This is a genomic window from Modicisalibacter sp. MOD 31.J (genome assembly GCF_020147985.1).
Taxonomy (GTDB): domain Bacteria; phylum Pseudomonadota; class Gammaproteobacteria; order Pseudomonadales; family Halomonadaceae; genus Modicisalibacter; species Modicisalibacter coralii.
This window is the reverse complement of record NZ_JAGXFF010000007.1, coordinates 38885-59385: the sequence shown is the minus strand read 5'-3', so window position 1 is coordinate 59385 and position 20501 is coordinate 38885. Positions and strand designations below refer to the sequence as shown.

The 20501-nt window shown below is 67.0% G+C and carries 18 protein-coding genes; 11 read left to right on the top strand and 7 right to left on the bottom strand.

Annotation, left to right across the window (positions count from 1 at the left end):
- The 3 genes from KGR00_RS22300 to recN all read right to left on the bottom strand — a co-directional run.
- Positions 1 to 228, bottom strand: a 228-nt coding sequence (locus tag KGR00_RS22300) for a hypothetical protein (RefSeq protein ID WP_224424528.1), incomplete at its 3' end; no start/stop codon positions are given.
- A gap of 131 nt (positions 229 to 359) precedes the next feature.
- A complete protein-coding gene (locus tag KGR00_RS22295) occupies positions 360 to 1034 on the bottom strand; it encodes a YoaK family protein (RefSeq protein WP_129141872.1) in 675 nt (224 codons plus the stop codon).
- A 259-nt stretch (positions 1035 to 1293) separates the two neighbouring features.
- The gene (gene recN / locus KGR00_RS22290; protein ID WP_224418199.1) at positions 1294 to 2967 is read right to left on the bottom strand and encodes a DNA repair protein RecN; all 1674 of its coding nucleotides are present in this window, start codon (positions 2965 to 2967) and stop codon (positions 1294 to 1296) included.
- Positions 2968 to 3152: 185 nt separating this feature from the next.
- Between recN and grpE the strand changes: the two genes are divergently transcribed.
- The 6 genes from grpE to KGR00_RS22260 all read left to right on the top strand — a co-directional run bounded on the left by grpE (position 3153) and on the right by KGR00_RS22260 (position 9923).
- A complete protein-coding gene (gene grpE / locus KGR00_RS22285) occupies positions 3153 to 3788 on the top strand; it encodes a nucleotide exchange factor GrpE (protein WP_129141870.1) in 636 nt (211 codons plus the stop codon).
- A 123-nt stretch (positions 3789 to 3911) separates the two neighbouring features.
- On the top strand, positions 3912 to 5846 hold the full coding sequence (gene dnaK / locus KGR00_RS22280) for a molecular chaperone DnaK (RefSeq protein WP_224418198.1): 1935 nt from the start codon (positions 3912 to 3914) through the stop codon (positions 5844 to 5846).
- Positions 5847 to 5935: 89 nt separating this feature from the next.
- Positions 5936 to 7084, top strand: a complete 1149-nt coding sequence (dnaJ, locus tag KGR00_RS22275) for a molecular chaperone DnaJ (protein WP_129141868.1) — start codon at positions 5936 to 5938, stop codon at positions 7082 to 7084.
- A 313-nt stretch (positions 7085 to 7397) separates the two neighbouring features.
- Entirely contained in the window at positions 7398 to 7916 is a 519-nt protein-coding gene (locus tag KGR00_RS22270) for a MarR family transcriptional regulator (RefSeq protein WP_224418197.1), read from the top strand.
- Entirely contained in the window at positions 7906 to 8886 is a 981-nt protein-coding gene (locus KGR00_RS22265) for a DMT family transporter (protein WP_224418196.1), read from the top strand. Before KGR00_RS22270 ends, KGR00_RS22265 begins: the two co-directional genes overlap by 11 nt.
- Positions 8887 to 9026: 140 nt before the next feature.
- Positions 9027 to 9923, top strand: coding sequence for a DMT family transporter (locus KGR00_RS22260; protein WP_224418195.1), 897 nt, complete (start codon positions 9027 to 9029; stop codon positions 9921 to 9923).
- On the opposite strand, the gene KGR00_RS22255 is transcribed toward KGR00_RS22260, so the two are convergent.
- Genes KGR00_RS22255 through KGR00_RS22245 form a run of 3 tightly spaced genes read right to left on the bottom strand, consistent with a single transcriptional unit; the run spans position 9901 to position 12831 of the window.
- Positions 9901 to 10650, bottom strand: a complete 750-nt coding sequence (locus KGR00_RS22255; protein ID WP_224418194.1) for an ABC transporter ATP-binding protein — start codon at positions 10648 to 10650, stop codon at positions 9901 to 9903. The two genes, KGR00_RS22260 and KGR00_RS22255, sit on opposite strands and share 23 nt — an antisense overlap.
- Entirely contained in the window at positions 10644 to 11711 is a 1068-nt protein-coding gene (locus KGR00_RS22250) for an iron ABC transporter permease (protein ID WP_224418193.1), read from the bottom strand. The genes KGR00_RS22255 and KGR00_RS22250 overlap by 7 nt, the downstream gene beginning before the upstream one ends.
- Positions 11704 to 12831, bottom strand: coding sequence for an ABC transporter substrate-binding protein (locus KGR00_RS22245; protein WP_224418192.1), 1128 nt, complete (start codon positions 12829 to 12831; stop codon positions 11704 to 11706). Before KGR00_RS22245 ends, KGR00_RS22250 begins: the two co-directional genes overlap by 8 nt.
- A 253-nt stretch (positions 12832 to 13084) precedes the next feature.
- On the opposite strand from KGR00_RS22245, the gene dapB reads away from it, so the two are divergent.
- The 4 genes from dapB (at position 13085) to greA (ending at position 19089) form a co-directional block, all read left to right on the top strand.
- The gene (gene dapB / locus KGR00_RS22240; protein WP_224418191.1) at positions 13085 to 13909 is read left to right on the top strand and encodes a 4-hydroxy-tetrahydrodipicolinate reductase; all 825 of its coding nucleotides are present in this window, start codon (positions 13085 to 13087) and stop codon (positions 13907 to 13909) included.
- Positions 13910 to 14184: 275 nt separating this feature from the next.
- Positions 14185 to 15330, top strand: coding sequence for a glutamine-hydrolyzing carbamoyl-phosphate synthase small subunit (gene carA / locus KGR00_RS22235; RefSeq protein WP_224418190.1), 1146 nt, complete (start codon positions 14185 to 14187; stop codon positions 15328 to 15330).
- Between the two features lie 55 nt (positions 15331 to 15385).
- Positions 15386 to 18616: a carbamoyl-phosphate synthase large subunit gene (carB, locus tag KGR00_RS22230; protein WP_224418189.1), complete on the top strand. Its 3231-nt coding sequence runs from the start codon at positions 15386 to 15388 to the stop codon at positions 18614 to 18616.
- Positions 18613 to 19089: a transcription elongation factor GreA gene (greA, locus tag KGR00_RS22225; protein ID WP_129141859.1), complete on the top strand. Its 477-nt coding sequence runs from the start codon at positions 18613 to 18615 to the stop codon at positions 19087 to 19089. The genes carB and greA overlap by 4 nt, the downstream gene beginning before the upstream one ends.
- 117 nt (positions 19090 to 19206) lie before the next feature.
- Here greA and yhbY read toward each other — a convergent pair whose 3' ends face one another.
- Complete coding sequence (gene yhbY / locus KGR00_RS22220) at positions 19207 to 19533, bottom strand: ribosome assembly RNA-binding protein YhbY (protein WP_129141858.1); 327 nt, start codon at positions 19531 to 19533, stop codon at positions 19207 to 19209.
- A gap of 230 nt (positions 19534 to 19763) precedes the next feature.
- On the opposite strand from yhbY, the gene rlmE reads away from it, so the two are divergent.
- Positions 19764 to 20411: a 23S rRNA (uridine(2552)-2'-O)-methyltransferase RlmE gene (gene rlmE, locus KGR00_RS22215; RefSeq protein WP_129141857.1), complete on the top strand. Its 648-nt coding sequence runs from the start codon at positions 19764 to 19766 to the stop codon at positions 20409 to 20411.
- Positions 20412 to 20501: the final 90 nt, after the last annotated feature.

Below are 20501 nucleotides of genomic sequence, written 5' to 3'. Positions count from 1 at the left end.
AGCGCCGATGGTAGTGTGGGGTCTCCCCATGCGAGAGTAGGTCATCGTCAGGCATCTTTTCGGAAAACCCCAGCCAATCGGCTGGGGTTTTTGCGTTTCAGGGGGCCGAAAAGCCGTCGGGCCGATGTCGACCGGCTGGCCCTCTGTAACCCTGCCTTCCCCGGATGCCGTGCCACCGCTCGGGCCGTTGGCCGACGGCTTCGCTACCGGCTTGTCGACGAGTACCATCGGGTTCGTCGCTGCCGTCGCCACCACCGGCAGACGCAAGTGCTTGGCTCGCCCCTGACGGGCCGCAATCGAGCGAGCTGGCTTCTCCACCCCTTATCCCTTTCCTGGTATCCCAGTTTGCCGGCGCGTGCCTAGCGACCCGATGTCCGACGGTGGAGGAAGTAGTAGCGCCGGTAGCCGATGGCCAGGGCGAAGCAGATGAAGGCCGGCACGGCGAGACTGGCAAACCTCAAGCGGACGAATAGCCAGGCCCCCAGCGTTCCCCCGAGGATGAAGCCCAGGACGATGATCGACAGTAGCGTCACCTTGCGTCGATCGATCGGCCGCCCCTTGCAGACGGCGCCCAGCATGATGCCGAGGTCGGTGAAGATCCCGGTGAGATGCGTGGTACGGACCACGGCGCCGCTGTAGGTGGTGACCAGGGCATTTTGCAGGCCACAGGCGAACGAGGCGATGTCCTGGCCGAAGGGCGAGCCCGCCTGGAGCACCGGAATCGCCACCAGTAACAGACCGCCTTCGATGGCCAGGAGGGTCTCGTAGTGGCGGCCGAGTTTCAGCGACTCACCGGACAGCAGAGCGCCAGAGAGGGCCGCCCCGAGCAGGAAGCTGAGCAGCACGCCGGCAAGGTGGAGCGTGTCGCCGAGGGGGCCGTGGATCGCGCCGGCCCCCAGCAGGGTCGCGGTGCCGGAGAGATGGGAGACGGCCTGATGGGTGAATCCCAGCAAGCCCACGGCATTGATGCAGCCGGCCGTCAGCGCCAGCACGAGGGCGCCGTATTCGACCCATCGCGGGAGTCGGGTGATCAAGACGGCCGGGCCTTGGCGGGAGAACGAGCCATGAAATCGGGGTTGTATCCGGAGGCGGTGACAGCAAGGGTGATACCGCCGATGAACGGGAATCGTCGACGGGCCCATGGTAACACGTCACGGCTCGGTGCTTGCCGGGGGCTCGCGCTCGTCGACAGGTGTCGATCAGTAAGAGGCGCCTGGCGAGCGGCCTGGCCTGGCGCATGTGACGAAAAAAGCCGGCAGGCTGCCCTGACCGGCTCGCGATGAAAGGGGGCTCTCAGTGCGGGGCGCGCTGACTGGCGTCGAGCATCTCGCGGGCGTGGGCCAGTGTGCGGTCGGACAGGGTGACGCCGCCGAGCATGCGAGCCAGCTCGCGGACTCGGCCGGCGCTGTCGAGCAGGGCCATCTGGGTCAGGGTGGTATCCTTTTCGGTCTGCTTCTCGATGTGCAGATGATGGTGCGCCTGGGCGGCGACCTGCGGCAGGTGGGTCACGGTCATCACCTGACCGCTGTCGCCTAGGCGGCGCAGCAGCTGCCCGACGATCTCGGCCGTGGCCCCGGAGACCCCGACATCCACCTCGTCGAAGACCAGGGTGCTGATGGTGCTGTGGGTGGCGGCGACCACTTGAATCGCCAGACTGATGCGCGAGAGTTCGCCGCCGGAGGCCACCTTGGTCAGCGGCCGTGGGGGCTGGCCGGGATTGGCGCTGATCAGGAAACGTACGCTCTCGAGCCCTTCGGGCTGCGGCGTGTCGCGGGTTTCGACATCCACCGCGAAGTGCGCCTTGCCCATGGCCAGGAAACCCAACTGGGACTGTACCTCCTCGGCGAAGGCAGTGGCCGCCTGACGGCGTGCCTCGCCGAGGCGTCGCGCCTGCTGTCGATAGCTGTCGCGGGCTGTCTCGACGTCACGGGTCAGGGCATCGAGGTCCTGATCGCTGCCTTCCAGGGAGGCCAGCTCCTTGCCCAGCGTGGCGTGCAGTTCGACCAGCTCCTCGGGCATGATGTGGTGCTTGCGGGCGATACGGTGAACCTCGCCGAGGCGTTCCTCGACATGCGCCAGTCGCTCGGGATCGAGTTCGGTATGCTCGGCGAAATGCGTCAGCTCGCGGGCGGCCTCCTCGATCTGGATGCGGGCGTCGCCGAGCATCCCCCGGGCCTCGGCGAGCGGGCCGCGATCGGCGCCGGGCAGTGCCTCGAGACGGCTCAGCGCCTGATGCAGCAGGCTCAGGGCGCCACCTTCGTCGTTGTCGCAACATTCCACCGCGAACTGGGTGTCGGCGAGGATCTGCTCGGCGTGGGCCAGGGCTTCCTGCTCGTTCTCCAGCGACTCCAGCTCGCCCTCGGCCAGCGCCAGTTGATCGAGCTCCTCGACCTGATAACGCAACAGCTGCCGACGCGCCTGCAACTCATCGCTGGTGTCGGCGAGCTGCTTGAGCCGACGGCGCAGGCCCTGCCAGTGGCGAAAGGTCTCGCTGAGTTCGCTCACTTCACCGCTCAGGCCGGCGAACTCGTCGAGCAACCGGCGGTGGGTCTCCTCGCGCAAGAGTGCCTGGTGGGCGTGCTGGCCGTGAATCTCGATCAGCGTCTCGCCCAGCGCCTTCAGGTCGCCGATGGTGCAGAGCTGGCTGTTGATCCACGCCTTGGAGCGGCCGGCGCTGGTGACCACCCGGCGCAGCAGGCAGTCGTCGCTGGGCAGTTCGCGTTCCTCGAGCCAGGCCCGGGCGGCGGGCAGACGGGTGACATCGAAGCGGGCGCTGAGATCGGCCCGCTTGGCGCCGTGACGCACGCTGCCGGCATCGGCACGTTCGCCCAGGCACAGCCCCAGGGCGTCGAGAAGGATCGACTTGCCGGCCCCGGTCTCGCCGGTGATGGCGGTCATGCCGCCCTGAAGATCGAGGTCGAGACGCTCGACGATGGCGAAGTCGCGAATCGCAAGTTGCACCAGCATGGCCACCTCCGGAAACGGGATCGGCGCGGAACGGTTCTGTGTGTTTATACAGTAGTCCATGGCGTGGCTGCAATGCACGTGGTGGTGGTGCCGTTGCGCCTTGAGATCGTCGTCGTCATCCCCATATAGGGGGCAAACCGATGAATCCCCGCGCTCTGGCGCGGGACGACTTTCAGGAGAGCGACATGGCCAAAGACCCACAGACGCCGCTGGACGAGGAACTGCAACGCGCCGAACAGGGCGCCGAGCCGCAGGAGGAGCCTCTCGAGGGCCGACTCGACGAGGCCGATGCCGCCGAGGAAGCCGCTGCCGAGGAAGCGGCCAGCGATGCCGAGGCGATGACCAATCCCGAAGCGGAGGTCCTGGCGGCCAAGGTCGAGGAACTCGAGGAGGCGCTGGCGGAGGCCAAGGATCAGTCGATGCGCGCCGCCGCCGAGGCCCAGAACGTGCGCCGGCGCGCCGAGCAGGACGTCGAGAAGGCTCGCAAGTTCGCCCTCGAGAAGTTCGTCAAGGAACTGCTGCCGGTGATCGACAGCCTGGAGAAGGCCCTCGAGACGATGGGCGAGGACGCCACCGAGGCGCATCGCGAGGGGGTGTCGATGACACTGAAGCTGCAGCTCGACGTGCTGGCCAAGTTCGGGGTCGAGGCGGTCGAACCGCACGGCGAACCGTTCGACCCGCAGTACCACGAGGCCATGGCCATGGTGCCCAATCCCGATGTCGAGCCCAACACGGTGATCGATGTCATGCAGAAGGGCTATCTACTCAACGGTCGCCTGGTCCGCCCGGCCATGGTCGTGGTCAGCCAGGCGGCGCAGTGACCGTTCAAGCGAACGAGCGGGGCGCAGGCCCTTGAAAGACGCCGCTTAGCCCCCACATAGACGACAAAGTCGCGGCGAGGGTGCCGCACGGAACAGCAAGCAACGATTCTTCGAGGTGTTTACATGGGACGCATCATTGGTATTGACCTGGGGACGACCAACTCTTGTGTCGCCGTGCTCGACGGCGACAAGCCCAAAGTCATCGAGAACGCCGAAGGCGCGCGCACCACGCCGTCGATCATCGCCTATACCGACGACGGCGAGACGCTGGTCGGCCAGGCGGCCAAGCGCCAGGCGGTGACCAACCCGAGCAACACGCTCTATGCCATCAAGCGCCTGATCGGCCGTCGCTTCTCCGACGACGTGGTCCAGAAGGACATCAAGATGGTGCCCTACAAGATCGCCGAGGCCGACAATGGCGACGCCTGGGTCGAGGTGAAGGGCAAGAAGCTGGCACCGCCGCAGGTCAGCGCCGAGGTGCTGAAGAAGATGAAGAAGACCGCCGAGGACTATCTCGGCGAGGAAGTGACCGAGGCGGTGATCACCGTGCCGGCCTACTTCAACGATTCCCAGCGCCAGGCCACCAAGGACGCCGGGCGCATCGCCGGTCTCGAGGTCAAGCGCATCATCAACGAGCCGACCGCGGCCGCGCTGGCCTATGGCATGGACAAGTCGCGCGGCGACAAGACCATCGCCGTGTATGACCTGGGCGGCGGGACCTTCGACATCTCGATCATCGAGGTCGCCGACGTCGACGGCGAGACCCAGTTCGAGGTACTGGCCACCAACGGTGACACCTTCCTGGGCGGCGAGGACTTCGACCTCAAGCTGATCAACTATCTGGTCGATCAGTTCAAGGCCGACAGCGGCATCGACCTGTCCGGCGACAACCTCGCCATGCAGCGTCTCAAGGAAGCCGCCGAGAAGGCCAAGATCGAGCTGTCCGCCGCGCAGCAGACCGAGGTCAACCTGCCGTACATCACGGCCGACAACACCGGGCCGAAGCACCTCAACGTCAAGATCACCCGGGCCAAGCTCGAGTCGCTGGTCGAGGAGCTGGTGGTGCAGTCGCTGGGGCCGTGCAAGACCGCGCTGGCCGATGCCGGGCTGTCCAACAGCGAGATCGACGACGTGATCCTGGTCGGTGGCCAGACGCGCATGCCGCTGGTGCAGTCCAAGGTCGCCGAGTTCTTCGGCAAGGACGCCCGCAAGGACGTCAACCCGGACGAGGCCGTGGCCGTGGGCGCGGCGATCCAGGGCGGCGTGCTCGGCGGCAACGTCAAGGACGTGCTGCTGCTCGACGTCACGCCGCTGACCCTGGGTATCGAGACCCTGGGTGGCGTGATGACGCCGCTGATCGAGAAGAACACCACCATCCCGACCAAGAAGACCCAGACCTTCTCGACCGCGGATGACAATCAGACAGCCGTGACCATTCACGTGCTTCAGGGCGAGCGCAAGCAGTCCAGCGGCAACAAGTCACTGGGTCGCTTCGACCTCAGCGACATTCCGCCGGCACCGCGCGGCGTGCCGCAGATCGAGGTTGCCTTCGACCTGGACGCCAACGGCATTCTCAACGTCTCCGCCAAGGACAAGGCGACCGGCAAGGAACAGTCGATCGTCATCAAGGCCTCCAGCGGCCTGTCCGAGGAAGAGATCGAGCAGATGGTCCAGGACGCCGAGGCGCATGCCGCCGAGGACAAGAAGTTCGAGGAACTCGTCCAGTTGCGCAACCAGGCCGACGGCATGATCCACGCCGCGCGCAAGACGCTCAGCGAAGCCGGTGACAAGGCCACCGACGACGAGAAGCAGAACATCGAGGCCGCCATCGGCGAGCTCGAGGAAGCGGTCAAGGGCGACGACCAGCAGGAGATCCAGACCAAGCTGGACGCGCTGACCGAAGCCTCCGGCGGCCTGGCCCAGAAGATGTACGCCGAGCAGAGCGAGGCGGCCCAGCAGGGCGGCGCCGAGCAGGCCGACGACGGGGCCAAGAAGACCGAGGACGACGTGGTCGACGCCGAGTACGAGGAAGTCAACGACGACCAGAAGAAGCAGTAACCACGTCTGATTCCACGGCGACCGGCGGCGCGGGGGCATGACTCCCGCGTCGCTGTTTCCGTGACCCGACACGGAGGCGGACAAGATCCATGTCCAAGCGTGACTACTATGAAGTGCTGGGCGTCGAGCGCGGAGCCGATCAGAAGGAGATCAAGAAGGCCTACCGACGACTCGCCCAGAAATACCATCCGGACCGTAATCCGGACGACGACACCGCGGCCGAGAAGTTCCGCGAGGTTTCCGAGGCCTACGAGGTCCTGACCGACGACGAGAAGCGCGCGGCCTACGACCAGTTTGGCCATGCCGGCGTCGACGGCCAGGGTGGCGGTTTCGGTGGCGGCGGCTTCGGCGGCGGCGGTGCCGGCGGGTTCAGCGACATCTTCGGCGACGTGTTCGGCGACATCTTCGGTGGCGGCGGTGGACGGCGCAATCCCAACGCCCCGCAACGCGGCGCCGACCTGCGCTACAACCTCGAACTCGATCTCGAGGACGCGGTCTCCGGCACCACCGTCGACATCCGCGTGCCGCGCCACGTGGCCTGCGGCCACTGCGACGCCACCGGCGCCGAACCCGGCTCCAGCAAGGAGACCTGCCCGACCTGCCACGGCATGGGCCAGGTGCGCATGCAGCAGGGCTTCTTCGCCGTACAGCAGACCTGCCCGACCTGTCACGGCGCCGGCCAGACCATCAAGGTGCCGTGCCGCGAGTGCCATGGCGAAGGCCGGGTACGCGAGACCCGTACGCTGTCGGTGAAGATCCCCGCCGGCGTGGATACCGGCGATCGCATCCGTCTCAACGGCGAGGGCGAGGCCGGGGCCAACGGCGGTCCGGAGGGCGATCTCTACGTCCAGGTGGCGATCAAGCCCCACCCGATCTTCGAGCGCGAAGGCCGCCACCTGCACTGCGAGGTGCCGATCAACTTCGTCGACGCCGCGCTGGGCGGTGAGCTGGAAGTGCCGACGCTCGACGGCCGGGTCAAGCTGAAGATCCCGCCCGAGACCCAGACCGGCAAGCTGTTCCGGCTGCGCGGCAAGGGCGTCAAGCCGGTACGCGGCGGCCCGGCCGGCGATCTGCTGTGCAAGGTCCTGGTCGAGACGCCGGTCCATCTCAGCGACGAGCAGAAGGACCTGTTGCGCCGCTTCCAGGAGAGCCTCGACGGCAGCAACAGCCATCACTCGCCGAAGAAGTCGAGCTTCTTCGACGGCGTGAAGAAGTTCTTCGAGGACATGAAGCCGTAAGGCGTCTTCCGACCCGGCCGAATCGAGGCCCCGCTCGCTCCTGGCGAGTCGGGGCCTCGTGCTTTCATGGCGCACCGGGTTGCTCGCCACGCTGGGCGGTCAGGGCCTGCTGCCCCTCGGCGGGCGAGTGGACTCGGCCGGGTGGGACGGATAGCGCTCCTGACTACGCTTTTGGTTCTGCATAAAGATTCTTTATTTGAAACTATAATGCCGGTATTCCAATCGGGAGAGCGGTCATGCGAATCGACGTCGTCGAGGCAGGAGTCGGGCAGAAGCGTCGGCGGACGCAACGCGGTGGACGCGGGGGTGAGCGATGAGCCTGGGCTATCCCGGTGGCGATCATGTCGACGGCGTGCTGCGCCAGTGGCAGTCGGCGGCACCCGATCGGGATGCCTCGCCCATGGCGCTGTTCACCCGTCTGTATCGGCTGTCGAAGTACGTCGATCGCCGGGTCACCCGGGTATTCCGCGAGCACGGTCTGCACGAGGGAGAGTTCGATCTGCTGGCGACGCTCTACCGCAGCGGCGACGCCCGAGGGCTCACTCCCAACGCCCTGCGCAGCGCCGCGGTGCTCAGTTCGGGGGCCATGACCCATCGTCTGGACCGCCTCGAGGGTGCCGGACTGATCCGGCGCACGGCCAACCCCGAGGATCGGCGTAGCGTGCTGATCCAGCTCAGCGCGGCCGGCGAGCGTCTGTTCCTGGATCTGCTCGACGACTACCTGACGACGTTGCAGGCACTCCAGGCGCCGCTCGATGACACCCAGAAGCAGGCCCTGGCCGATGCCCTGCGCACCCTGCTGCTCCCGCTGGAGGCGACCGATGACGTCTAGCCGCGACGTCGCCCGCGCCCACCTGGGGATGATGCTGTGGGCGCTGCTGGTGGGGCTGTCGTTCCCCGCCGTGGGACTGATGAGCGAGGGGCTGCCGCCGTTGCTGCTGACCGCGTTACGTTTCGCCATCGCCGCGCTGGCCCTATCGCCGCTGTTGCTGCGCTCCGCCGATCGCTGGCCGGGTGGGGCAGGGCTGGCGCTCTACGCGGTCATGGGTCTGTGCCTGGCGGGCTTCTTCGGCACCATGTTCTGGGCGGCGCACCGCGCCACGGCGCTGTCGATGGCAACGCTCTTCGTCAGCGTGCCGCTGCTGGCCTTCGGCCTGGGCCTGGTGTTTCGCGTCGAGAGGCTGGCCTGGCGACTGCCGGGTGTGCTGCTGCTGGGGGCGATCGGCGCGCTGGGCCTGGCCTGGGCGGAATCCGGTGGGCGGCTCGACGGCATGCGCTTCGGCCTCGGCGAGGCGGCGTTCTTCCTCGGCTGCGTGGCGTCCGCGCTGTACCCGGTGCTCAGCAAGTGGGGGATGGCGCGCGGCTGGCTGTCGCCGAGTGCGGGACTGCGCACCTTCTGGAGCCTGCTGGTCGGCGGCGGCCTGATCGGTCTGCTGGGGCTGGTCGGGGAGACGCCCGGCCACCTGGCCGGCATGACTCTCGGCGACGTCACGCTGCTGGTCTATCTGGGGCTGTTCTCCAGCGGGCTGACCTTCTGGCTGCAGCAGCGCGCCACGGCGGTGCTGACACCGGCCGCCGTCACCGCCTATGGCTATCTGGTGCCGTTCGTCTCGATGTTGGTGCTGTTCGTGCGCGAGCCCCGGCACATCGGCTGGCAGTGGCTACCCGGCAGTCTCCTGGTGATCGCCGCGATCGTCCTGCTGCTGCGTCGTGATGCGGCGCAGCGCGAAGGCGGGGCGACCGGCGATCGCCCGGCCGTGGCTCCCGCCGTCATCGACAAGCACGGGGCTCGTCGGCCATGACCCGTCGGGCGTTTTCCCGACGGCATGACAGACGCCATGGCAGTGCACCGGTATAATCAGCAGCGCCTCGAGGCGGCCGCCGGGAAACGCCTTGGCGTGTCGGCAGGCGCTTTTCACCCCGCAGGTTGGACAACATCGAGATGCACGACATCGCCGAGCGCCCGCTGGCCGGCATTCTACTCAGGCTGCTGTCGGGCCTGCTCTTCACCGGCATGATGGTATGCGTCAAGGCGGTCAGTACCGAGGTGCCCCTGGGGCAGACGGTGTTTTTCCGCTCGGCCTTCGCGCTGCTGCCCATCGTGGCCTTCATGATCTGGCGCCGGGAGTTCCCGCGTGCCCTGGCCACCCGGCGCCCGCTGGGGCACCTGATGCGCTCCGGGCTGGGGGCGGCGGCGATGTTCGCCTCGTTCGCCGCTGTGGCGCGGTTGCCGGTGGCCGAGGCGACGCTGCTGGCACAGTTGTCCCCCGTGGCCATGGCCGTCGGGGGCGTGCTGTTGCTGGGCGAGCGTTTCAGCCTGCACCGGGCGGTGGCATTGACCCTGGTGCTGGTGGGCGTGGCGGCCCTGGTGTTGCCCGAGCTGCAGGGCCAGATGGATGGGCGCCTGCTGGGCTATGCCCTGGGGCTCCTGGCGGCGCTGCTGACGGCCGGGGCATTGCTGACCGTTCGCCGCATCTCGCGCACCGAAACCGCGGCCTCGATCGCCTTCTACTTCGTGCTGGTCACGGCCCTGGCGGGCCTGGCGACCCTGCCGCTGGGGTGGGTGGGGACGGCCTGGCCGACCCTGGGGTTGCTGGTGCTCTCGGGGCTGTTCGGCGGGGCGGCGCATATCTGCATGACCCTGGCGCTGCGTTACGCCGAGGTCTCGCGCCTGGCTCCCTTCGAGTATGTGGCGCTGATCTGGCCGGTGCTGGCGGATCTCTGGCTGTTCGGCCAGCCGCTCTCGCCGGGTTTCCTGCTGGCCTTGCCGTTCGTGGCGGGGGGCGCCGCGCTGGCGGCGTTCGAGGGGCGTGGGTTCAGACGGCCGCTTCGACAATGAGCTGGGGGCGGCCCTGGGAACAGGGTTCGATCCGCGCCTCGACCCGGAAGGTCTGCCGCAACAGGGCCGGCGTGACCACGCGCTCGGTCGGCCCGCAGGCGATCATCCCGCCGTTCTCGAGCACCATAGCCTCGTCGGTGAAGCGCAGCGCATGGCCCAGGTCGTGCAACGAGGCGATGACCAGCATCCCGCGCTCGCGGGCCAACTGCCGCAGGATGCCCAGCAGGCTGATCTGGCGGTGCAGGTCGAGCGCCGAGGTGGGCTCGTCGAGCAAGAGGATGTCGGGAGCCTGGACCAGTGCCTGGGCCGCACTCACCAGTTGGCGCTGCCCGCCGCTGAGGTCATCGATGTCGCGCGCGCCGAGCGTGCTGATACCGAGATCGTCCAGGGCCCGCTCCACCGCCTGAAGGTCGTCGTCGGCGACCTTGAGGCTGCGCCCCTGCATGCGTGCCAGCAGCACCGACTCGTAGACCGTCAGGACCGCGCTGGCGCCGGTTTCCTGGGGCATGTAGGCGACCGGGCGCTCGCTGGTCGCGCCCTCGATACGCACCTCGCCGCTGCCCTCCAGCAAGCCGAGGATGCGCCGGAAGAGCGTCGACTTGCCGGCGGCATTGGGGCCGAGCAGGGCCACGACCTGCCCCCCGGTGAAAGGGGGCGTGGTGATCCCGGCGAGAATCTGACGCCGGCCGTAGCGGGCCGACAGGCCGTCGAGAGTCAGCGTTACCATGAAGCCTTCTTGTGGTTGAGCACCAGGAACAGGAAGAACGGAATGCCCACCAGCGAAGTGATGATGCCGATGGGGATGATGGTGCCGGGAATGATCACCTTCGACAGCACCGAGCCGACGGACAGCAGCAGGGCACCGCAGAGCGCCGAGCCGGGCAGGAAGAAACGCTGATCCTCGCCCAGCAGCAGGCGGGCGATGTGCGGCCCGACCAGGCCGATGAAGCCGATGGTGCCGACGAAGGCGACGGCGATGGCGGCCAGCAACGAGACCAGCACCAGCACCTCGAGGCGCAGCGCACGCGGCCTGACCCCCAGGCTCTCGGCCTTGGCGTCGCCCAGGCGCATGGCGGTCAGCGCCCAGCCATGGCGGGCCAGCAGCGGCACCACCACCGCGAGCACGGCGACGGAGATACCGAGCTTGGGCCAGGTCGCCTTGGTCAGGCTGCCCATGGTCCAGAACACTACCGCGGAGACCGCCTGCTGGCTGGCGAAGAACTGGATCAGCGCCATCAGCGAGTTGAAGATGAAGACCATGGCGATGCCCAGCAGCACGATGGTCTCGATCGTCACGCCCCGCTTCAGGCTCAGCAGATGGATGGCGAAGGCGGTCAGCATCGCCATCACGAAGGCATTGATCGGGATGACGTAATCGACCAGCCCGGGAACCAGCGTCACGCCGAAGGCGAGTGCCAGGGCGGCACCGAAACTCGCCCCGGCCGAAATGCCCAGGGTGAACGGGCTGGCCAGCGGGTTGCTGAGAATGGTCTGCATCTGGGCGCCGGCGATCGACAGGCTGGCGCCCACCACCAGCGCCATCAGCGCCACCGGCATGCGGATCTCCCACAGCACGACCCGCAGCGGCTGGCTGACGGCATCGGGGGTGAGAATCGCGGCGATGACCTGGGACAGCGTGAAGCGCGCCGGCCCCAGCGCCAGGTCGATGCACAGGCTGAGTGCCAGCGCCAGGGTCAGCGCGGCGAGAATCAGCTGGCGCCGAATCACCAGGGCGCGATAGAAATTGCCCTCGTCGGGGGCGTCGGCCGCGGTGGTCGTTTCACTCATCTTGCAGGGATACCCAGTAGCCGGGCTCGTAGTCCACCGGCAGGAAACGCTCGTGGAGCGTCCGCAGGGTGGCCTCGGGGTCGAGATCGGCGAACAGCGACGGGTGGAACCACTTGGCCAGCCGCTGCACGGCGACGAAGTAGTAGGGGCTGTTGTAGAACTGGTGCCAGATGGCGTGGACGTCGCCGGTCTCGACGGCCGTGATGCCGGTCATGGCGGTGCGATGGGTCAGTTTCTCGAGCTTGGCGCGGGCCTTTTGCAGGTCGGCCCCCGGCCCCACGCCGACCCAGTCGCCGCCCGGCACGTAGGCGTCCCAGTTGCCGCCGGTGACCACTACCTGGTCGGGGTTGGCGGCGATGATCTGCTCCGGGTTGAGCGTGCCGAAGGTGTTGGGGATGATGCCGTCGGCGATGTTGTCGCCGCCGGCGAGCTCGACGTACTTGCCGAAGTTGCCGGGGCCGAAGCTCATGCAGCAGTCCTCCGAATACCCGCCGGCACGGTCGATGAAGACCTTTGGCCGCTCGGGATCGGCGGCCGCGATCGTGTCGGTGACCCGGGCCAGCTGGGTCTCGGCGAAGTCGATGAAGGCCTCGGCGCGCTGTTCGTCACCGAGCAGGCGCCCCATCAGCCGCATCGAGGGGATGGTGTGCTCGAGCGGCTTCTCGCGAAAGTCCACGTAGACGATGGGAATGCCCAGCTGGGCCAGCTTGTCGTCGTAGGCCGCATCCTCGGTGGCCGCCTTGGCCTCGAGATTCATCAGCACCACGTCGGGCTGGAGGGCGGCGGCCTGCTCGACGTCGAAGGTGCCGTCCTTGAAGCCGCCGAAGGTGGGGATGTCCTTGAGCTCCGGGAACTTCGCAGCGTAGGCGGCATAGTTGTCCGGATCGGCCTCGGAGAAGTCGTGGCGCCAGCCCACCACGTGGGCGAACGGCGACTCGGGCTCCAGCGCGCCGATCAGATAGATCTGACGGCCTTCGCCGAGGATCACTCGCTCCACGGGGGCATCGACGGTGACCTGGCGGCCGGCGATGTCGGTGACGGTGATCGGGTCGGCCTGGGCGGCCATGCAGCCTAGCGCGACGGCCGTGCCGACGGCGGCCTTGAGCAGTGATGTAACCATGTGCGGGTGCCGTACTCGTTGAGGTGACAGGTCGCTAACCGGTGAAGCGCCGAGCAACGTGTCTTGTTGTCTTTTACGCATGATTCTTATTTGCGCGGAAGGATTATGAAGGAGGTCGGCCTGCCTCGTCCAGAGGGTTCGGGCGCCTCGGCGCCGACCGCGCTGCGCAGGCTCCGCCGGGGATGGCGGTGGGGGCGTGGCTTCTCGGCAGTTGCTATACTGCCGCGACTTTCGCCAACTGCCAGGAGACCGTATGTCCACTCACGCTCCCCGCATCGCCATCGTCGGTGTCGCCGGCCGCATGGGCCGCACCCTGGTCAATGCCGTGCATCAGGACCCCGGGGCCAGCCTGGCGTGTGGCATCGTCGAGCCCGGCAGCTCGCTGGTCGGCGCCGACCTGGGCGAGCTGGCCGGTGCCGGCAGGCTGGGGGTGACCGCCAGCGACGACCTGCCCGCGGTGGCCGATGACTTCGATGTGCTGATCGACTTCACCAACCCCGCCACCACCCTGGCCAACCTGGCGTTCTGCGCCGAGCACGGCAAGCGCATCGTGATCGGCACCACCGGCCTCGACGATGCCCAGCTGGCCGAACTCGATGACTATCGTGATCGCGTGCCGATGGTCTTCGCGCCCAACATGAGCGTCGGCGTCAATCTCACCCTCAATCTGCTGGCCACCGCCGCGCGGGCGCTGGGCGACGAGGGCTACGACATCGAAGTGATCGAGGCGCACCACCGGCACAAGGTCGATGCGCCGTCGGGCACGGCGCTGAAGATGGGCGAGGTCATGGCCGATGCCCTGGAGCGCCCGCTCAAGGAATACGGCGTGTTCGAGCGCGTCGGCCAGTGCGGGCCGCGCACCGACAAGGAGATCGGCTTCGCCACGGTGCGCGCCGGCGACATCGTCGGCGAGCACACGGTGATGTTCGCCACCGAGGGCGAACGTATCGAGATCACCCACAAGGCCTCGAGCCGCATGACCTTCGCCAAGGGCGCGGTGCGCGCGGCACGCTGGGTCGCCGAGCGCGAGGCCGGCCACTATGACATGCAGGACGTGCTGGGACTGGGTGGCGACTAGCCAGGCGCCGGTGCGTCGAGGGTAGTCGCCGGGCCGGAAATCCTGTAGAATCCAGTCAATTTGGCCGGGCTCAGGCAACCCGCAAGGCCATGTTGGGCGAAGCGATGACACCAAGCGGGATGAAACCGATCTTTACCGGGTTTCGTCCCGCTTTTTTACGACCTGCGCGCCCGACGGCAGCGGCGATCGGCACGCCGAAGATTCCGAATGACAGCCCGCGGCGGCACGAGCTGGGCGAGCATCCTGACTGACGAAGAGCAATGGAGGACGTTGCGTTGAACAGACCCGCGATACTGGCCTTGGAAGATGGCAGCGTATTTCATGGCAGCGCCATCGGCGCCGATGGGCAGACCAGCGGCGAGGTGGTGTTCAACACGGCCATGACCGGCTACCAGGAAATCCTCACCGACCCCTCCTACACCCGACAGATCGTCACGCTGACCTACCCGCACATCGGCAACACCGGCACCAACGACGAGGACGTCGAATCGACGCGCATCGCCGCCGCCGGGCTGGTGATCCGCGATCTGCCGCTCATCGCCAGCAGCTTCCGCAACCAGGCGAGCCTCGACACGTATCTAAAGCGCCAGAACGTGCTGGGCATCGCCGACATCGACACCCGCCGGCTGACCCGTATCCTGCGTGACAAGGGCGCCCAGAACGGCGCGATCCTCGCCGGTCCCGACGCCGAGGGCGACGATGCCGTCGAGCGGGCGCTGGCCATCGCGCGCGACTTTCCGGGCCTCAAGGGCATGGACCTGGCCCGGGTGGTCAGCTGCACCGAGCGCTACGAATGGAGCCAGGGCGACTGGACGCTGGGTGAGGGCTACGCCGACGCCGCGGCGGGCGAACGGCCCTACCATGTGGTCGCCTACGACTACGGGGTCAAGCACAACATCCTGCGCCTGCTCGCCGCGCGCGGTTGCCGGCTGACCGTGGTGCCCGCGCAGACCCCGGCCAGCGAGGTGCTGGCGCTGAACCCCGACGGCGTGTTCCTCGCCAATGGCCCCGGCGATCCCGAGCCGTGTGACTACGCCATCGCGGCGATCCGCGAGATTCTCGAGAGCGGGCTGCCGGTATTCGGCATCTGCCTGGGGCATCAGCTGCTGGCGCTGGCCTCCGGGGCGACGACCGTGAAGATGAACCACGGCCACCACGGCGCCAACCACCCGGTGCAGGATCTCGACAGCGGCCACGTGATGATCACCAGCCAAAACCATGGCTTCGCGGTCGACGAGACCAGCCTGCCGGCGACGCTGCGCGCCACGCACCGCTCGCTGTTCGACGGCACCCTGCAGGGCGTCGAACGTACCGACCGGCCGGCCTTCAGCTTCCAGGGTCACCCCGAGGCGAGCCCGGGCCCGCGCGACGTGTCGCCGCTGTTCGACCGCTTCGTGGAGATGCTGCGGGCGCGCCGCTGATCCGCCGTCCCCCGTTTCGTCGCCGTTCGTCACTTATTCTTCAGCGGGAATCGTCATGCCCAAACGTACCGACATCCAGAGCATCCTGATCATCGGCGCCGGCCCCATCGTCATCGGCCAGGCGTGCGAGTTCGACTACTCCGGCGCCCAGGCCTGCAAGGCGCTGCGCGAGGAGGGCTACCGGGTCATCCTGGTCAACTCCAATCCGGCGACCATCATGACCGACCCGGTGATGGCCGATGCCACCTACATCGAGCCGATCACCTGGCAGGCCGTCGAGAAGATCATCGAGAAGGAGCGCCCGGACGCGCTGCTGCCCACCATGGGCGGTCAGACCGCGCTCAACTGCGCGCTGGACCTGGACAAGCACGGTGTACTGGCCCGCCACGGCGTGGAGATGATCGGCGCCAATGCCGACGCCATCAACAAGGCCGAGGACCGCGATCTGTTCGACAAGGCGATGCGCAACATCGGCCTCGAGTGCCCCAAGGCGCAGGTCGCCCACACCATGAGCGAGGCCTGGGAGATCCAGCGCGAGCTGGGCTTCCCGGTGATCATCCGGCCCTCCTACACCATGGGCGGCTCCGGCGGCGGGGTGGCCTACAACAAGGAAGAGTTCGAGGAGATCTGCAACCGTGGCTTCGAACTCTCCAACAACCATGAGCTGCTGATCGACGAATCCTTGCTGGGCTGGAAGGAATACGAGATGGAGGTCGTTCGCGACAGGAACGACAACTGCATCATCGTCTGCGCCATCGAGAACTTCGATCCGATGGGCGTGCATACCGGCGACTCGATCACCGTGGCACCGGCACAGACGCTGACCGACAAGGAATACCAGATCATGCGCGACGCCTCGCTGGCGGTGTTGCGCGAGATCGGCGTCGAGACCGGCGGTTCCAACGTGCAGTTCGGTGTCGACCCCGACACCGGCCGCATGGTGGTCATCGAGATGAACCCGCGGGTGTCGCGCTCCTCGGCGCTGGCCTCCAAGGCCACCGGCTTCCCGATCGCCAAGATCGCCGCCAAGCTGGCCGTGGGCTACACCCTCGACGAGCTGCAGAACGACATCACCGGCGGCAAGACCCCGGCGTCCTTCGAGCCGGCCATCGACTACGTGGTCACCAAGATTCCGCGCTTCACCTTCGAGAAGTTCCCCCAGGCCAACGATCGCCTGACCACGCAGATGAAGTCGGTGGGCGAGGTGATGGCGATCGGCCGCACCTTCCAGGAGTCGCTGCAGAAGGCGCTGCGCGGCATGGAGACCGGCAACGACGGGCTCGATCCCAAGGTCACCGACTTCAGCGACGAGAACCTGGCGCTGATCAAGGGCGAGCTGCAGGCCGCCGGCGCCGATCGCATCTTCTTCATCGCCGATGCCATGCGGGCCGGGATGGGCGTCGACGAGATCTTCGCGCTGACCAACATCGACCGCTGGTTCCTGGTCCAGCTCGAGGATCTGATCCGCACCGAGCGCGCGCTGGCCGAGCGCTCACTGGCCGAGCTGGACGGCGCCGCGCTGTTCCGGCTCAAGCGCAAGGGCTTCAGCGACGCGCGCCTGGCCAGGCTGCTCGGCGTCTCCGAGAAGGAGTTCCGCAAGGCCCGCCAGAAGGCCGGCATCCGCCCGGTCTACAAGCGTGTCGATACCTGTGCGGCGGAGTTCGCCTCGCACACCGCCTACATGTACTCCACCTACGAGGAGGAGTGCGAGGCCGCGCCCAGCGACCGCCAGAAGATCATGGTGCTGGGCGGCGGGCCCAACCGCATCGGCCAGGGCATCGAGTTCGACTACTGCTGCGTCCACGCCGCGCTGGCCATGCGCGAGGATGGCTACGAGACCATCATGGTCAACTGCAATCCGGAGACCGTCTCCACCGATTACGACACCTCGGACCGCCTCTACTTCGAGCCGGTGACCCTGGAGGACGTGCTGGAGATCGCCGACAAGGAGCAGCCGGTCGGGGTGATCGTGCAGTTCGGCGGCCAGACGCCGCTCAAGCTGGCCCGCGAGCTCGAGGCCGCCGGGGTGCCGATCATCGGTACCACGCCGGACGCCATCGACCGCGCCGAGGACCGCGAGCGCTTCCAGCAGATGATCGACAAGCTGCGTCTCAAGCAGCCGCCCAACGCCACGGCGCGCAGCTTCGAGGACGCCTTCGCCAAGGCCGAGAAGATCGGTTACCCGCTGGTGGTGCGGCCCTCCTACGTGCTCGGCGGCCGGGCCATGGAGATCGTCTATTCGGCGGACGAGCTGGAGAACTACATGACCCATGCGGTCAAGGTCTCCAACGACTCGCCGGTGCTGCTCGATCACTTCCTCAATGCCGCGATCGAGATCGACATCGATGCCGTCTCCGACGGCAGGACGGTGGTGATCGGCGGGATCATGCAGCACATCGAGCAGGCCGGGGTGCACTCCGGTGACTCGGCGTGCTCGCTGCCGCCCTATTCCCTGCCTTCGGACGTGCAGGACGCGATGCGCGAGCAGGTCAAGAAGATGGCCGTCGAGCTCAACGTGGTGGGCCTGATGAACGTCCAGCTGGCCTGGCAGGACGGCGAGATCTACGTCATCGAGGTCAACCCGCGCGCCTCGCGTACCGTACCGTTCGTCTCCAAGTGCATCGGCACCTCGCTGGCGCAGGTCGCGGCACGCTGCATGGCCGGCAAGACGCTCGACGAGCAGGGCTTCACCGCCGAGCTGATCCCCGGCTACTACAACGTCAAGGAAGCGGTCTTCCCGTTCAACAAGTTCCCCAGCGTCGACCCGATCCTGTCGCCGGAGATGAAGTCCACCGGCGAGGTGATGGGCAGCGGCTCGACCTTCGCCGAGGCCTTCTACAAGGCGCAGCTCGGTGCCGGCGAGGCAATTCCGCCGCTCACCGGCGATCGCACCGCCTTCCTCTCGGTCCGCGAACCGGACAAGGTCGGCGTTATCGAGGTCGCGCAATCTTTGCTAGCATTAGGCTTTGATCTGATCGCTACCCGCGGGACCGCTCGGGCCCTCGAGCAGGCCGGCTTGCCGGTCAAGACCGTCAACAAGGTCTTCGAGGGGCGCCCGCACATCGTCGACATGATCAAGAACGACGACGTGGCCTACATCGTCAATACCACCGAAGGCCGTCAGGCGATCAACGATTCTTCCGTGATCCGTCGCACCGCGCTTGCTCACAAGGTCCCCTACGCCACCACGCTGGCGGGGGCGCGCGCCGTTTGCATGGCGCTCGAGTACGGCAATCAGATCACCGTGCGGCGGCTTCAGGAACTGCACGCAGGAGCAAGACCATGAACAAGGTCCCGATGACCGTGGCAGGCGAGGTTCGTCTGCGTGAAGAGCTCAACCAGCTCAAGGGTGTGGAGCGTCCTCGGGTGATCAATGCCATCGCCGAGGCGCGCGAGCACGGCGATCTCAAGGAAAACGCCGAATATCACGCCGCCCGCGAGCAGCAGGGGTTCATCGAAGGGCGCATCCAGGAGATCGAGTCCAAGCTCTCCGTGGCCCAGGTGATCGACGTCACCAAGATGCCCCGCACCGGCAAGGTGATCTTCGGCGTCACCGTCGAACTGCTCAACCTCGACAACGACGAAGAGGTGCGTTACCAGATCGTCGGCGAGGACGAGGCCGACATCAAGGCCGGCAAGATCTCGGTGACCTCGCCGATCGCCCGGGCGCTGATCGGCAAGGAGGAGGGCGACGTGGTCGGCGTGCGCACGCCCGGCGGCGATGTCGAGTACGAGATCTCCAGCGTCGAGCACCTCTAGCCCTTCGGGCAGCCATAAGCGGTAAGCGGTAAGAAAACACCCCCAAGGCTGAACCTTGGGGGTGTTTTGTCTTTTACTTACAGCTTACGGCTTAAAGCTTACCGCTCTGGGCGGTGGTCAGTGCCGGCCGTGATGTGACTCGAAGCGCTTGATGTTCGACAGCTTGGGATTGGCCTTGGGGTTGTCGCGATAGAGCAGCGCGACCTTGCCGATGGTCTGCACCAGCTCGGCGCCGGTATCGGTGCACAGCTGCTCGGCCACGGCCCGGCGGGTGTCGCGTTCACCGACGGCGATCTTGATCTTGACCAGCTCGTGATCGGCGAGCGCGCGCTCGAGTTCGGCGATCACGCCGTCACTCAGACCGTTGTCGGAAACCGTCACGATGGGCGAGAGATGATGGCCGATGCTGCGAAATGCTTTCTTTTGTGCCTGTGACAAGCTCATGGTATCGTGATCGTTCCGGTTGGCGTGCGTGGGGAGCGGCAAGTGCGGTCGGCGACGGTCGTGACGGCATCGGTCCGGGTCGCGACCACTGAACGCGCCATGGTAAGGCGAAAGACGGGCATTGCAAAGCGCTCCGGCCGGATTGACCTCACTCGACGTTTCTCCCCGCACCCTCGACACCCCTGTGATTCAAGGCCCCGCCCCTTGGGCAGGCCCGCTTAGGTGATTGCGTGGCGCGAACCACTTCCAGCAAGCCCGCCACCGGCAGCAAGAGCAGTGCCGGCTGGCTCAAGGAACATTTCGACGATCCCTACGTGCAGCGTTCGTGGCAGGACGGCTATCGCAGCCGGGCCAGCTACAAGCTGCTCGAACTCGACGACAAGGATCGGCTTTTCAAGCCCGGCCTGACGGTGATCGACCTCGGCGCGGCCCCGGGGGGCTGGAGCCAGGTGGCGGCCGAGCGGGTGGGGCCGGGCGGCCTGGTGATCGCTTCCGACATCCTCGAGATGGACTCACTGGCCGGCGTCAGCTTCGTGCAGGGCGACTTCACCGAGGATGCCGTGCTGGAGGCGATCCTGGCGCAGCTCGACGGGCGCCCGGTGGATTTGATCATTTCCGACATGGCACCCAACATGAGTGGCATGGCCGCCATCGACCAGCCCAAGGCGATGTACCTGGTCGAACTGGCGCTGGATCTGGCCACCCAGACATTGACGCCCGGGGGGCGCCTTCTCACCAAGGTGTTCCAGGGCGAAGGGTTCGACGACTACCTGAAGGCGCTGCGCGACCGCTTCGCCCGGGTGGTCACCCGCAAGCCGGGAGCGTCGCGCGATCGCTCGCGCGAGGTCTATCTGCTGGCAGACGGATTCAAGGGCTGAGCTTGCAGGCGTGGCCGACCGCCCTCATCTAGGGTAGTGTCGAGCCATGGGCACGCTTGGCGGACAGATTGATGCAATGAGGGTATTCCC